17 protein-coding genes are annotated in these 13367 nt (G+C 50.9%); 15 read left to right on the forward strand and 2 right to left on the reverse strand.

Translation table 11 applies throughout. From position 1 onward, the window contains the following. The first annotated feature begins 26 nt into the window (after positions 1–26). The 4 genes from ACVL1J_RS09470 to ACVL1J_RS09485 are packed head-to-tail and all read left to right on the forward strand — an operon-like array spanning position 27 to position 3033. Positions 27–1034, forward strand: coding sequence for an RluA family pseudouridine synthase (locus ACVL1J_RS09470; protein WP_341238180.1), 1008 nt, complete (start codon positions 27–29; stop codon positions 1032–1034). Beyond that, positions 1031–1690, forward strand: coding sequence for an HAD-IA family hydrolase (locus ACVL1J_RS09475; RefSeq protein WP_341238181.1), 660 nt, complete (start codon positions 1031–1033; stop codon positions 1688–1690). The genes ACVL1J_RS09470 and ACVL1J_RS09475 overlap by 4 nt, the downstream gene beginning before the upstream one ends. A gap of 6 nt (positions 1691–1696) precedes the next feature. Next, positions 1697–2074 (forward strand): Rieske (2Fe-2S) protein, encoded by a 378-nt coding sequence (locus tag ACVL1J_RS09480; RefSeq protein ID WP_159570449.1) that lies wholly within the window; start codon positions 1697–1699, stop codon positions 2072–2074. Positions 2075–2076: 2 nt separating this feature from the next. Continuing rightward, complete coding sequence (locus ACVL1J_RS09485; protein WP_159570446.1) at positions 2077–3033, forward strand: S49 family peptidase; 957 nt, start codon at positions 2077–2079, stop codon at positions 3031–3033. Between the two features lies 1 nt (position 3034). On the opposite strand, the gene ACVL1J_RS09490 is transcribed toward ACVL1J_RS09485, so the two are convergent. Beyond that, positions 3035–3730: an SAM-dependent methyltransferase gene (locus ACVL1J_RS09490; protein WP_159570442.1), complete on the reverse strand. Its 696-nt coding sequence runs from the start codon at positions 3728–3730 to the stop codon at positions 3035–3037. 1 nt (position 3731) lies between these two features. Further along, complete coding sequence (locus tag ACVL1J_RS09495) at positions 3732–4313, reverse strand: Maf family protein (protein WP_341238182.1); 582 nt, start codon at positions 4311–4313, stop codon at positions 3732–3734. 74 nt (positions 4314–4387) lie between these two features. On the opposite strand from ACVL1J_RS09495, the gene ACVL1J_RS09500 reads away from it, so the two are divergent. The 11 genes from ACVL1J_RS09500 to ACVL1J_RS09550 all read left to right on the forward strand — a co-directional run bounded on the left by ACVL1J_RS09500 (position 4388) and on the right by ACVL1J_RS09550 (position 13366). Next, positions 4388–4978, forward strand: a complete 591-nt coding sequence (locus ACVL1J_RS09500; RefSeq protein WP_394672435.1) for a YceD family protein — start codon at positions 4388–4390, stop codon at positions 4976–4978. A 24-nt stretch (positions 4979–5002) separates the two neighbouring features. Beyond that, positions 5003–5185 carry a 50S ribosomal protein L32 gene (gene rpmF / locus ACVL1J_RS09505; protein WP_008249122.1) on the forward strand — a complete coding sequence of 61 codons (183 nt, stop codon included), beginning with the start codon at positions 5003–5005 and terminating at the stop codon, positions 5183–5185. 65 nt (positions 5186–5250) lie between these two features. Further along, positions 5251–6333, forward strand: a complete 1083-nt coding sequence (plsX, locus tag ACVL1J_RS09510; RefSeq protein ID WP_159570433.1) for a phosphate acyltransferase PlsX — start codon at positions 5251–5253, stop codon at positions 6331–6333. Further along, positions 6333–7310 carry a beta-ketoacyl-ACP synthase III gene (locus ACVL1J_RS09515; RefSeq protein WP_159570430.1) on the forward strand — a complete coding sequence of 326 codons (978 nt, stop codon included), beginning with the start codon at positions 6333–6335 and terminating at the stop codon, positions 7308–7310. Before plsX ends, ACVL1J_RS09515 begins: the two co-directional genes overlap by 1 nt. 37 nt (positions 7311–7347) lie before the next feature. Continuing rightward, positions 7348–8292, forward strand: coding sequence for an ACP S-malonyltransferase (fabD, locus tag ACVL1J_RS09520; RefSeq protein ID WP_341237519.1), 945 nt, complete (start codon positions 7348–7350; stop codon positions 8290–8292). A 14-nt stretch (positions 8293–8306) separates the two neighbouring features. After that, positions 8307–9059: a 3-oxoacyl-ACP reductase FabG gene (gene fabG, locus ACVL1J_RS09525; RefSeq protein WP_341237520.1), complete on the forward strand. Its 753-nt coding sequence runs from the start codon at positions 8307–8309 to the stop codon at positions 9057–9059. Between the two features lie 82 nt (positions 9060–9141). Continuing rightward, the gene (acpP, locus tag ACVL1J_RS09530) at positions 9142–9381 is read left to right on the forward strand and encodes an acyl carrier protein (RefSeq protein ID WP_008249131.1); all 240 of its coding nucleotides are present in this window, start codon (positions 9142–9144) and stop codon (positions 9379–9381) included. Between the two features lie 85 nt (positions 9382–9466). Then, entirely contained in the window at positions 9467–10705 is a 1239-nt protein-coding gene (gene fabF / locus ACVL1J_RS09535) for a beta-ketoacyl-ACP synthase II (RefSeq protein WP_159570421.1), read from the forward strand. A 396-nt stretch (positions 10706–11101) separates the two neighbouring features. Further along, positions 11102–11704, forward strand: a complete 603-nt coding sequence (gene rpoE, locus ACVL1J_RS09540) for an RNA polymerase sigma factor RpoE (RefSeq protein ID WP_159570418.1) — start codon at positions 11102–11104, stop codon at positions 11702–11704. 16 nt (positions 11705–11720) lie between these two features. Next, positions 11721–12371, forward strand: a complete 651-nt coding sequence (locus tag ACVL1J_RS09545; RefSeq protein WP_341237521.1) for a sigma-E factor negative regulatory protein — start codon at positions 11721–11723, stop codon at positions 12369–12371. 14 nt (positions 12372–12385) lie between these two features. Continuing rightward, on the forward strand, positions 12386–13366 hold the full coding sequence (locus tag ACVL1J_RS09550) for a MucB/RseB C-terminal domain-containing protein (RefSeq protein ID WP_341237522.1): 981 nt from the start codon (positions 12386–12388) through the stop codon (positions 13364–13366). Position 13367 lies beyond the last annotated feature (1 nt).

Consider the following 13367-nt stretch of genomic DNA (forward strand, 5'->3'; position numbering starts at 1 on the left):
ACCCGCTCAATTGGTAAAACAAAGAATTGAAAACACAGGAAAAACCCAATCCCGACAGGGCTGTTTTGCTCGAAATTGACGAAAAACATCAAGATCAGCGTTTGGACAACTTTTTGTGCAGTGTCTGCAAAGGCGTGCCCAAAAGCCACTTGTTTCGTATCATCCGCTCTGGCGAGGTTCGAATCAATCGAAAACGGGCCGAAGCAAAAACAAAACTATGTGTGGGTGATATAGTTCGAGTTCCACCCATTCAGGTGATAGAAAAACAAAGCCTTGAGTCCATTTCCTCAAGTAACACTTTAAATAAAACGCAACTACTAAAGGCAGCAGCAGATATTCCCGTGCTGTTTGAAGACGAGCACCTGCTTGTGGTGAACAAGCCATCAGGCATGGCCGTTCATGGCGGCTCGGGCTCTGCGTTTGGTTTAATTGAATGTATTCGGGCACTTAGGGCCGAAACGCATCAAGATTTAGAGCTGGTTCATCGAATTGATCGTGAAACCTCTGGAATCTTGATTATTTCTAAAAAACGAAGTGCTCTTAGAAAGTTACAAGAACAACTTAGAGCCAGATCTTGGAAAAAATATTACAAAACGCTTGTCTTGGGGCACTGGCCCAACGCGTTAAAGCAAGTGGATTTGCCTTTGTTGAAAACTCAGGCAGGCGAGAAAGAGGCACGAGTTTTTGTGGATGAAAGTGGCGACAAAGCCTGCACTAAATTCAAAGTAATTCAATGCTATAAGTCACCTTATTCAAACTTTACATTAATTCAAGCTCAAATTTTGACTGGCCGTACCCATCAAATAAGGGTTCACACCAGTGCCAACAAGTTTCCAATTGCTGGCGATGATCGGTACGGCAATTTTGAAATGAACAAACAATTGGCCAGGCACGGCTTGAAGCGCATGTTTTTGCACGCAGCTCGCCTGCAGCTGGTTCATCCAGCTACAAATGAAACTATAGTACTGGAAGCGCCTCTGGCCCCCGAATTGGACAGTTTTTTAAAATCGTTACAGGCAGTACAAAGCAGATGACCTACAAAATGGTGGTGTTTGATTGGGATGGCACCATACTCGACTCAACCGGAGCAATTACCCGGTCCATTCAACGTGCCTGTCTGGATGCAGGTTTGCCCGATCCTGGTGAAGAAATCGCTTCTTATGTCATCGGTTTGGGTTTGAGCGATGCCTTGCGTCATGCGGCCCCAGGCGCCAGTGAGTCTCAAATTGGCATGTTGGTTGAAAGTTATCGCAAGCATTATCTGAGCAAAGATCATGAGCTGGAGTTATTCACTGGCGCCGTGCCCCTGTTAAAAGAACTGAATGACATGGGTGTGATCTGCACAGTGGCCACCGGCAAAAGCAGGCAGGGTTTGAACAGGGCCATGGCGAATTCCGACACAGCCCGTTACTTCATGAGTTCGCGCTGTGCCGATGAATGCCACAGCAAGCCGCACCCACAAATGATTCTGGAGTTGATGGAAGAATTCAATACTGATCCAGCCCACGTTGTGATGATCGGTGACACCACACACGACTTGAATATGGCCGTGGCGGCTGGTGTACACGCATTGTCTGTTCAAACTGGTGCGCATCCGCCCAAACTGTTGAACCAGGTGCCTCATTTGAAATCCTTTCGCTCAATCAACGAGCTGGCCCCATGGCTGGTTCAAACCATCTTAGCTCGCTAATTCATCATGCAGCAAATTCAAGTATGTCAATCCAGTGATCTTGAAGAGGGTGGCAATGGCTATCGCTTCAGGGTTTTGTACAACGGCGAAGAAACCACAGCGTTTGCGGTGCGGGTCGATGATGCCGTTCGGTGTTTTTTAAATCGTTGCTCACATGTGCCGGTTGAACTCGACTGGAACTATGGTGAGTTTCTCGACGATTCCGGGCGAATTGTAATTTGTGCCACGCACGGCGCCAGCTATGACGCCACAGACGGAAGTTGCCTGGGTGGCCCTTGCGACGGTAACCCATTGGTGCGATTGAATGTCGAAGAAAAAGACGGTGCAGTGTACTGGACCCCGACCGAGTTAATTACGGTGCCAGCCGACGGCATTGAGGACTAAAAATGAGTGAAGAAAATAATCAATGGGAGCGCAAGCTTCTTGAAAAGCTTGCCTCAGAGGCGCTGGTCGAACAACGTAGAAAAAGGCGTTGGGGTATCTTTTTCAAGTTGATCGGCTTGGCATATGTAGGGATCTTGATTGCCTCCGTGTTGGGGTTTACTGCCACGCCAAGTCTGGAAGTGAGTCGTCACACCGCTTTGGTCGATCTTGACGGCGTAATCGCCAGCGATAGCCTGGCCAGTGCGGACAGAATCAACTCCAGCCTGCGAACCGCTTTCGAAAGCGAAGGCTCCGTCGGTGTCATTCTTCGCATCAACAGTCCAGGGGGGAGCCCTGTTCAGGCTGGCCTGATCAATGACGAAATCAAGCGCCTGAGGGCCAAATATCCCCAAAAACCTTTTTATGCAGTGGTTGAGGAGGTATGCGCCTCGGGTGGTTATTATGTGGCCGCAGCTGCAGACAAAATTTATGTGGACAAGGCCAGTCTGGTCGGTTCAATTGGTGTGGTCATGAATGGTTTTGGCTTCACTGGCACCATGGAAAAGTTGGGCGTTGAACGCAGATTAATTACCGCTGGAGAAAACAAAGGGTTTCTGGACCCGTTTAGTGAAGCCGATCCATATGAAACGGAATTCGCCAAGCAAATGGCCGAGGAAATTCATCAGCAGTTCATTCGGGTGGTGAAAGAAGGGCGTGGAGAAAAACTGGCTCAAAACCCGGAGCTGTTCAGTGGCTTGGTGTGGACCGGCGCCAAAAGTGTCGAATTGGGCTTGGCTGATGAGCTGGGGTCAATTGACACGGTTGCCCGCGACGTGTTGAAAGCCGAAGATATTCTGGACTACACCGAACAGGATTCTTTTGCCGAACGTTTTGCCCAGCGCGTAGGCGTGGTGTTTGGTCAGGGTGTTCGCAGCGTGTTTCCGGAATTTGGCGCTCGCCAAAGCCTCGGTTTTCAATAATTCAGGCAGATAACCATAAAAACAGGCAGGGCATCTTGCCTGGAGTGGGTATCCGCTTTTTCCACTGCCCCACAGTGCTGGTTTGAATGTGCTGATCATCGCCAGTCAAGTCCCAGCCAATACACAGCAATGTCGAGTCTGAAAGCTGTTTGAGTAGCGCTTCTATTAGCTTGTCGTTTCTGAATGGCGTTTCAATCACGATTTGAGTGCACTGTTGCGCTTTCGACTCCCGTTCTGTTTGCTTGATCCAGGCATCGCGCGGTCCCGGTTCTAGCGGTGGGTAGCCATGAAAGCGAAAATTCTGACCATTCAAGCCACTTCCCATTAAGGCCAACAGAATAGAACTGGGGCCAACCAATGGGTGCACTGGGCATTCAAGGCGGTGTGCAAGAGCAACAATTTCTGCGCCCGGGTCGGCTATGCCAGGGCAACCGGCATCACTCATGACCGCGATTGGCTCCCCAGTCTTGCAGCGCTGAATTATTTCCTGACGCTGCTGGGGGTTCAATTGCGCAATTTCAAGTATTTGAAGTTCGCGAATGGCCACAGGCATGTTGAATTGCCCAAGCGCAGCCCTGGCGGGTTTTGCGTTTTCAACCAGCCAGGTGTTGCATTGCTGCACCAAGGGCAGGTCGGCTGCCAGTAGGGGAAGTTTCGGGGTTTTCTGGCTTAAGGGGCTTGGGACTAAGTAAAGCATGTCAGGGCAGGGTCAGTTCAAACTGTCGAAGTGCATTGGCCACCTCAATTAAGGGAAGTCCGATCAGGGCGGTCGGGTCACTTGACTCAATTCGCTTAAGCAGGGAAATGCCCAAGCCTTCGCTTTTCGCCGAGCCCGCACAATCATAGGGTTCTTCTGCAATCAGGTAGCGTTCAATTTCAGCGGAATTCAGATCCCGAAATTCAACCGAGGTAGGTACAGTGAATTCAACGGTTTTTGAAGTTTCCAGGCAGTAAACACACACCGCTGTGTGAAACACAATTGTTTTTCCGCTCATGCTGCGTAGCTGCGCGCGCGCCCTGTCGTGGGTGCCAGGCTTGCTAATGGCGGCGCCATCAACGTCAGCAACCTGGTCCGAGCCAATGACAATGGCTGATGGGTGCTCTGCGGCCACAGCCATGGCCTTTTCTCTGGCAAGGCGCTTGCAGGTGTCCAGCGGAGTCTCCCCCGATTCGGGCGATTCATCAATTTGGGGCGATTCGCATCTGAAATTGATTTGAAGTCGGGTCAGTAGCTCGCGGCGGTACTTTGAACTGGAGGCTAAATAGAGTGAACGGGTCATTTGAATGGCGTGCTGGCTTTGACAGATTACGTTAGGCAGAGTATTATCGCGCGTTTCCTGCTTTTCTTATCTGCATGCGCCACAAAGGCCCATTAAAACAGTTTGATGAATTCGACGCTTGGTCGTTTTCTCGTTTGGGTGAAAGCATCCGCAGTGAAGATGTGACGTTTGAATTCCCAAGGCTGGCTGACGATGAAAACATTCTGGTCAGCGCAGTAGAGCACTGGGAAATATCCGGGCGTATCAACGCCAAGTCTGAAAGCGTTCTCCGGTTTAAAGGCCGGTTTAATGCCGAACTTTCTTGTGTAGTGTGTGGTTCAGGTGTGCCGTACGCCATCGACTTTGATCGTCATTTGATTCTAATGACCTCCGAGAGTCAGGCAGACAATTACGACGAAGACACGCTGAACGATGAAACTGACGTTGTTGCCTGCCCAGGTGCGATAAACTTGCGGGATTGGCTGGAAGATGAAATTTTGTTGGCTTGCCCAATGTTCCCCAAGCACGAGGCCTGCGCTGAAGAAGCCGGGCGAAGCTGGAGAGAAGAGGGTGCCGACCTTGAAGATACTGACGACCATCAGGATGACACTGCTGATGGTCCAATACAGGAAGTACAGCGTCCTTTTGCCAACCTGAGCGATTTGCTCAAGGGTAGCAAGAAGTAACACTTTTATACATGGAGCTTTAAAATGGCTGTTCAACAGAACAAAAAATCACCTTCGAAGCGTGGCATGCACCGCTCACACCAGAACCTGACAGCGCCCACCTTGTCCGCTGATTCTTCCTCTGGTGAAACACACTTGCGCCACCACATCAGCCCCAACGGCATGTATCGTGGCAAAAAAGTTGTAAAAACCAAAGCTGACGAGTAATTATTTACAAATCAACAAGGCAACTGCAGTCATGTTGCCATGAAAACCAAAAGGTCTAAGAACGGATGGTTCGCATAGCGATTGATTGCATGGGTGGAGACCACGGTTTGTCGGTCACCATCCCGGCCTGTTTGCGCTTTCTCAAGCAGCATCCCGATGTTCAGCTTGTGCTTGTTGGAAAACAAGCCGAGATTGAAGCGGCACTGGCCAAGAAAAAGGCGTTGGAGCATCCCCAAATTACCATTCGTCACGCAAGTGAAGTGGTGGAAATGGACGAGCCTCCAGCGCAGGCTTTGCGTAACAAGAAAGACTCCTCGATTCGAGTGTGTGCCAACCTAGTAAAAGACGGGTTGGCGTCTGCGTTCGTCAGTGCTGGCAACACCGGCGCCCTGATGGCGATTTCTCGTTTCGTTCTCAAAACCCTCGACAGCATTGACCGCCCTGCAATTGCATCTGCTTTGCCGAATATGAAAGGCAAAGGCACGCTCATGCTCGATCTGGGTGCCAACGTGGATTGCGAACCTGCTCACCTGTTTCAGTTCGCGGTAATGGGGTCAGCCTTCGTAAAAGGCACGGAAGGCATTGAAAAGCCGACTGTGGGATTGCTGAACATTGGCGAAGAGGTGATCAAGGGCAATGATGTGGTCAAAAAGGCCTCTGAATTGCTGCGCGCAAGCGAACTGAACTTTTACGGTAACGTAGAGGGCAATGACATTTATAAAGGCACCACCGACGTAGTGGTGTGCGATGGTTTTGTGGGCAATGTGGCCTTAAAAACCTCTGAGGGCCTGGCGCAAATGCTGGGTGACATAATAAAGACAGAGTTCAAGAGAGGCCTGTGGCCCAAAGTTGCTGCAGTATTCGCAGCGCCAGTGTTGCTTCGATTCAAAAAAAGGGTGGACCACCGCCGCTACAACGGAGCAGCATTGCTTGGGCTTAAAGGGATTGTGATCAAAAGCCACGGCTCGGCAGACGCCTATGCCTTCTTCTATGCGATCAAACGGGCTTACGATGCTGCCAACGGCAATTTGCTGGATAGCATCAGGCTCACCATGTCGCATTATGTGCCATTGGCCGCACCAGCGCCCAACAGCACTCAAGAGGCAGCAGCTTCTCCGGTCGAGGCGAAACCAGACCAAGTAATTTAATGTCTCATTACAGTGCAATCCTTGGCACTGGCGCAAGCCTGCCAAGGCGTGCGGTTTCAAACCAGGAGTTAACTGAGTTTCTTGCCGAAAAAGGTGTTGAAACCAGTGCTGAATGGATTGAAACGCGCACCGGAATCAAGCAAAGGTATCTTTGTGAGTCCGACGAAACCAATTGTCAAATGGCCAGTAAGGCCGCTTTGCAAGCCCTGAAGGCGGCTGGCGTCTTGCCTGATCAAGTTGACCTGATTGTGTTGGCCACTTCAACACCCGATCAGGTTTTCCCCTCGACCGCCTGTGCGGTTCAAGCTGAAATTGGCGCCAAAAAAGCCATGGCCTTTGATATTCAGGCCGTTTGTAGTGGCTTTGTTTACGCGCTGACTGTTGCTGATTCAATGATTCGTTCAGGTCAGGTGAGCAATGCTTTGGTGATCGGCTCTGAAGTGTTCAGCCGCTTGATGGACTGGCACGACCGCACCACCTGTGTGTTGTTCGGAGACGGAGCGGGTGCTGTATTCGTTCAAGCCAGCAAAGAGCCAGGCATTTTGGGTTGCAAGTTGCATTCAGATGGCACCCTGGGTTGTATTTTGAACACCACAGGTCGCATTGATGGCGGAAAAATTGTGGGAGACCCTTTTTTGCGCATGGATGGTCAGGCGGTTTTCCGGCAGGCTGTATCTGTACTCGGGAACAACGCGCTGGAATTGTTTGAAAGCCTGAATTTCAAGCTTGAAGACCTGGATTTTCTGGTCCCGCACCAGGCCAATGTTCGAATTTTGCATTCCATTGCGAAAAAACTGAAACTACCCGAAGACCGGGTCGTGATTACGGTTGGAATGCATGGCAACACCTCCGCAGCCTCCGTTCCCTTGGCTTTGAACCACGCAATTGAGCAAAAACAGATTAAAAAAGGCGATAACGTGCTCTTACAGGGTGTTGGGGGCGGTTTTACATGGGGCAGTGTGCTCGTTCGCATGTAAAATAGCGCAAATTGCAAATTAGATGAATTCCTCGAAAATGACAAAAAAAATCGCCTTCCTGTTCCCAGGGCAGGGTTCGCAATCTGTCGGCATGCTGAATGCATTCAAAGGCAACAGCGCCACAGCCAGCCTTTATGCCAATGCAGCGCTCGAGGCTGAGCAGGCCTTGGGTCAAGACCTTGCCGGGTTAATTGAACAAGGCCCCGCCGAGTCGCTGAATTTAACCACCAATACCCAGCCTGCCATGCTGATGGCCGATGTGCTGGTGTTGCGCGCTTGGCTTTCAGCCGGTGGTGCAGCCCCCCACTTGGTTGCCGGGCACTCTTTGGGTGAATATGCTGCACTGGTTGCAGCAGGTGTATTCAGTCTTTCCGAAGGTTTGGGACTTGTTCGTATTCGTGCCCAGGCCATGCAAGAGGCCGTTCCTGTTGGGCAAGGCGGAATGGCTGCCATACTCGGCTTGGCGGACGACCAGGTAAAGCAGGCTTGCCAGCAAGCCAGTGTGAACGGCGAAATCGCTGAGGCTGTGAACTTCAATGCGCCAAGCCAGGTTGTCATTGCGGGCAGTGCACAGGGTGTCAAGGCGGCTTGCGAGGCAGCCAAGGCACTGGGTGCCAAGCGTGCGCTCGAGTTGCCTGTTTCTGCGCCATTTCATTCCAGCCTGATGAAGCCAGCCTCGGTTAAATTGGCAGCTGCCCTGGCCAATACAAATTTCAATATCCCAGCGCTGCCTGTGTACAACAACATTGATGTGGCTGTAGAATCCGATCCCGCGAGAATTCGTGACGCACTGGTTCGTCAGGCTTATGGCCCGGTTCGTTGGGTTGAAACAATTCAAGCCATGTCTGCTGCCGGCACCACGCTTTTTGTTGAGTGTGGCCCAGGCAAGGTGTTGGCTGGTTTGGTTAAACGTATCAGTGATGTGCCCGTGGTCAATGTATTTGATCCGGAAAGCATTCAAGCGGCGCTTGGCGCCGTATAAAAGGGACTCACCAAATGACCATGTTTGATTTGACCGGAAAAGTGGCTTTGGTAACAGGTGCAAGCCGTGGGATCGGCAGGGAAATTGCCGTTACTTTGGGCAAGGCAGGTGCTACCGTGGTGGGTACGGCTACATCCGAAGCTGGCGCTGCTGACATATCAGAAGGCTTGAAAGCCGCTGGCGTGAAGGGTTTTGGAGCGGTGCTCAACGTGACTGATTCTGGAAGTCTTGAGCCCCTGTTTGCAAGAATTGCAGAAGAACTGGGCCAGCTGTCGATTTTGGTGAATAATGCCGGAATTACGCGTGACCAGCTTTCCATGCGCATGAAGGACGAGGATTGGGATGCAGTCATCGCAACCAATCTGTCGGCGGTCTTCAAGCTGTCCAAGCTGGCCATGAAACCCATGATGAAGGCACGAACTGGCCGCATGATTAATATCACTTCGGTGGTAGGTACAAGTGGAAACGCAGGGCAGGCCAATTATGCTGCAGCCAAAGCGGGCGTGGCCGGAATGACAAAAGCGCTCGCACGTGAACTGGGAAGTCGCAATATCACGGTAAACTGTGTGGCGCCCGGATTCATCCAAACAGACATGACTGATGCACTGAATGAAACACAGGTGGATCAGTTGAAACAACAAATCCCGTTGGGTCGTATGGGGCAGGTAGGCGACATTGCTGCGGCGGTGTTGTACCTGGCCAGCGATCAGGCGGGGTATGTAACTGGAACCACATTACACGTGAATGGTGGAATGTGGATGGGCTAATGGCAAAGCGTTTAGAATATGATCTGTCATATCGCTTTGCTATTCTCACTCGATTTTATTAAAAACCCACGGAGGCTCCGTAATGGAAAACATTGAACAGCGCGTTAAAAAGATTGTGGCCGAGCAACTCGGCGTAAAAGAAGAGGAAATCAAGAACGAATCTTCTTTCGTAGATGATCTGGGCGCTGATTCCTTGGACACAGTGGAATTGGTCATGGCTTTGGAAGAAGAATTTGAAACAGAAATTCCTGACGAAGAAGCTGAAAAGATCACCACAGTTCAACAAGCGATTGATTACGTTAAGACAAACTCTAAGTCTTAATGGCTGGATTTGAAGGGGCGTAGAGGAGACTCTGTCTTCCTCGGCCCCTGCCTGTTCAAGCAAAAATTGGATCAAGGGAGGGCTTGTGAGCCGTAGACGTGTTGTTATTACCGGTTTGGGCATCATCAGCCCTGTGGGTAATTCTGTTAGCGAGGCTTGGACAAGCCTGACCCAAGGCAAATCTGGCATTTCGACCATTAGCAGGTTCGAAACGGAAGCGCTGACTGCAAAAATCGCCGGCGAAGTCAAAGGCTTCGACGTGGCCGAGTACATTCCAGGCAAGGAAGCCGCCCGCATGGACACGTTTATCCATTACGGTTTGGCGGCAGGTATTCAGGCATTCAAAGATTCCGGTCTTGAAGTGACCGAACAAAATTCTGAACGAATTGGCGTGAGCATTGGCTCGGGCATTGGCGGTTTGCCAATGATTGAAGACACCCATTCCGATTTGATCAACAAAGGCTATCGCCGCATTTCTCCGTTCTTCGTTCCGGGTAGCATCATCAACATGATTTCCGGCCACATGTCCATTATGTATGGCTTGAAGGGTCCGAACATTGCCATGGTGACTGCCTGCACCACGGGAACCCACTCCATTGGTGAAGCTGCGCGCATTATTGAATACGGTGATGCCGATGTCATGATTGCTGGCGGGGCCGAGTCAACTGTGTCTCCGCTGGGTATTGGTGGTTTTGCGGCCATGCGCGCCTTGTCAACCCGAAACGATGACCCCACAGCGGCGAGTCGCCCCTGGGACAAGGACAGGGATGGTTTTGTGCTGGGCGAGGGCGCTGGTGTACTGGTGCTTGAAGAATACGAGCATGCCAAAAAACGTGGCGCAAAAATTTATGGTGAAGTTGTGGGTTACGGCATGAGTGCCGACGCAAGCCACATGACTGCCCCCTGTACAGACGGCGACGGCGCAGCGCGCTGTATGAAAGCCGCTTTGCGCAACGCTGGCATGAATCCCGACGATGTGGACTACGTGAATGCGCACGGTACATCGACCCCATTGGGCGATGTGGCTGAAACCATGGCAGTGAAGCGTGCCTTGGGTGATCATGCTTACAAAACAGTCGTGAACTCAACGAAAAGCATGACGGGACACCTTTTGGGTGCTGCTGGCGGCATCGAGGCTGTGTTTACGGCGCTGGCAGTTCACAACCAGATTTCTCCGCCTACGATCAACCTGATTGAAGCTGGTGAGGGCTGTGACCTTGACTACTGTGCGAACACAGCCCGCGAAATGAATATTAAGCTGGCTTTGTCTAACTCCTTTGGCTTTGGCGGTACCAACGGTACTTTGGCCATTGCACGGGTGTAACGGGGCGCTCCTTGTCAAACACACGGTCGGGCAGCATGTTGAATGAATTCACATTCGCTGCCCGAGTTGTATCTGCTTCGCTCAAACCTCAGCGGCTTGTGTTCACATTCACTTCCGAAAGTGATTGCAATGCGCATGTCAAATTCGACCCTCGCTTTTTTCTATGTGCCTCAACATCCACGGGCAGTGAGCACCACATGGTCTCCTTTTACCGGGCTTGGGTTTTACCGTTCGGCATATTCCTGTTTATGGAACAATCCGCCTTGCTGAAAGCCAAGGTGGTGTTTGTGTCTGCGTCTTCGCTTGCATTTCGGCCATTGTGTGTTGTGGCATGTCGACTTCAATCTCATGAAATCGCAGAAAAACCGTCACTTTCCAGCTACTTTTGGAGGATGAATGTCCTCCGATAAAGACGATGATCTATTGATCGTTCAACGGGTTCAGGCCGGTGACAAGCTTGCATTCAACTTGTTGGTGAACAAGTACCACAGGCGCGTGGCGCGCTTGCTCACCCGCATGGTTCGCAATCAGGAAGACATCGAAGATGTGGTTCAGGAAACCTTTATCAAGGCCTACAGGGCCATTGGTAATTTTCGGGGTGACAGTGCCTTTTATACCTGGATCTACCGGATCGCGATCAATACAGCAAAGAATTTGTTGGTCACGCAGGGGCGGCGTCCTTCTACCCTGAGAGAATCAAATGACGGGGACAGTGAAACTTTTGAAGACAATGCTGCTCTTAGTAACATTGATACGCCGGAATCGCTTTATCAGACCAAGCAAATCGGAGAGGCGGTCAATGAGGCCATGGCTGCGTTGCCTGAAGAGTTGCGGTCCGCAATTGTCATGCGTGAGATCGATGGCCTGAGTTATGAAGAGATTGCCGCGGCAATGGATTGCCCAATTGGTACGGTTCGATCACGAATCTTCCGTGCCCGAGAATCCATTGCAGCAAAAATCAAACCTTTGTTGGAACCCAAAGGCAGCAAGCGTTGGTAAACCGGTGAGTGTGCAAATGAACAGAAACGAACAAATTTCCGCGATGTTGGATGGCGAGCTTGATGAAGTCGAGCTTAAATTCCTTCTCAATGCCATTGGTGCCGAAGAGGCCCAGACCTGGCAGGGCTATTGCGCTGTGAGCGACTTGATTCGTTCGAGCGAGATGATTGCGTTTCACTCTCCGGATTTGCTTGCACGGATCGAATCCAGTATTCAAAATGAACCGACCGTGATCGCGCCAGTACTGGCCGTTCAGCTTGAGCGCCAAACCGCATTGCAACGCGTGTTCACAGCCAGCCGCTCGCGTCGCTTGCTGGCATCGATGGCCGCTGTGGGTTTTTTCAGCTTTGCGCTTAATCAGGCTATTCCGCCTGTGGACAGTCAGGTGCAAATGGTACGAACACAAGCCATCGAGAATACTTTCACTGACGCAGAACTCGCGCTGTGGCAAGAATATTTTATGGCCCATCAACAAAACAGCATTCGAGGCGGATTGTCTGCTGTGTCTCCGATGGCCCGGGTTGACGCAGAACGCCCAATGCTGGACAACACCGAGCGGGTTATCGTTAATAATTCGGGTGCAGGTGAGTGGATGAATGTGTGGGAGCCTTCTCCCCACAGCACAGACCCCACTGTGCGATTTAACTATGTTTCTTCCAGCCGCTAAGTGACATTGAACCCATGAAGATGTACCGCCCGTTTCACTTTGCCAAACATGTTGCAACCGGCGTATTTTTGGCCTCGGTGGCTTTTTCCGCGCAGGCTGAACAAAGCCTTTGGAACTTGGTATGGGCCAGCCACGATCAAGCCAAGTCGCTCAGTTACTCTGGTTTGTTGATCACAGAATCAGGTAAACATTCTCAAACCAGCAAATTGCTGCATCAAGCCACAGCTGGCGGGGAATTTGAAGTACTTGAGCGTCTGGATGGCCAGCCTGCCAAATGGATTCGGCACAATGATCAAATTCAATGTGTCATTCCCGATCGCAAAATGATTCTTACCGAAAGGCGTCACACTTCGATTGCGTTCCCTCGGGTATTTGCAGGCGCAGACGGTTCAAATTCCCTCGAGAAGTTTTACACGATCAGTGAGTTGCCGGGGCGTCGCGTTGCGGGCAGGGCTGTTCGGGTGTTAAAGCTGGTGCCCAAAGACGATTTGCGTTACGAGTACCGCCTGTACGTTGATCGTGAGAATAAACTTTTAATGCGATCTGAATTGTATTCTCCGCAGGGAGAAATTCTTGAAAATGTCGGTTTCAAGGAAATTTCCTTTGAACCTTCGCTCGTTGAAAATCCGGCTTTGGTCAAAGCAGGGCCTGGTTGGCGAATCAGTAGTACCGAGGTGCGCACCTTAAGCTCTGCTGAATTGATCTATGATTTACCCGATCTGGCGTTTGGATTTAAAAAGGCGGACACTGTTTGTCGTGTGAAATCCAAAGACGATCAAATTCATCAAACGGTTTACTCCGATGGTCTGTCGACTTTGTCGGTATTTGTTCAGAAAGTTCAGGCTGGTCATTCGATGCCCCAAGTGCCCATGAGCCACGGGGCCGTCATGTCCAAGTCTGAGACTCAGGGAGAGCACCTGGTCACCGTACTGGGTGAGGTTCCCGAGAAAACCTTGGGACTTTTTCTGAAGTCCATTCGTTGGAAATCTCAATAAC

This window comes from Limnobacter sp. G6BE5S (genome assembly GCF_058448965.1).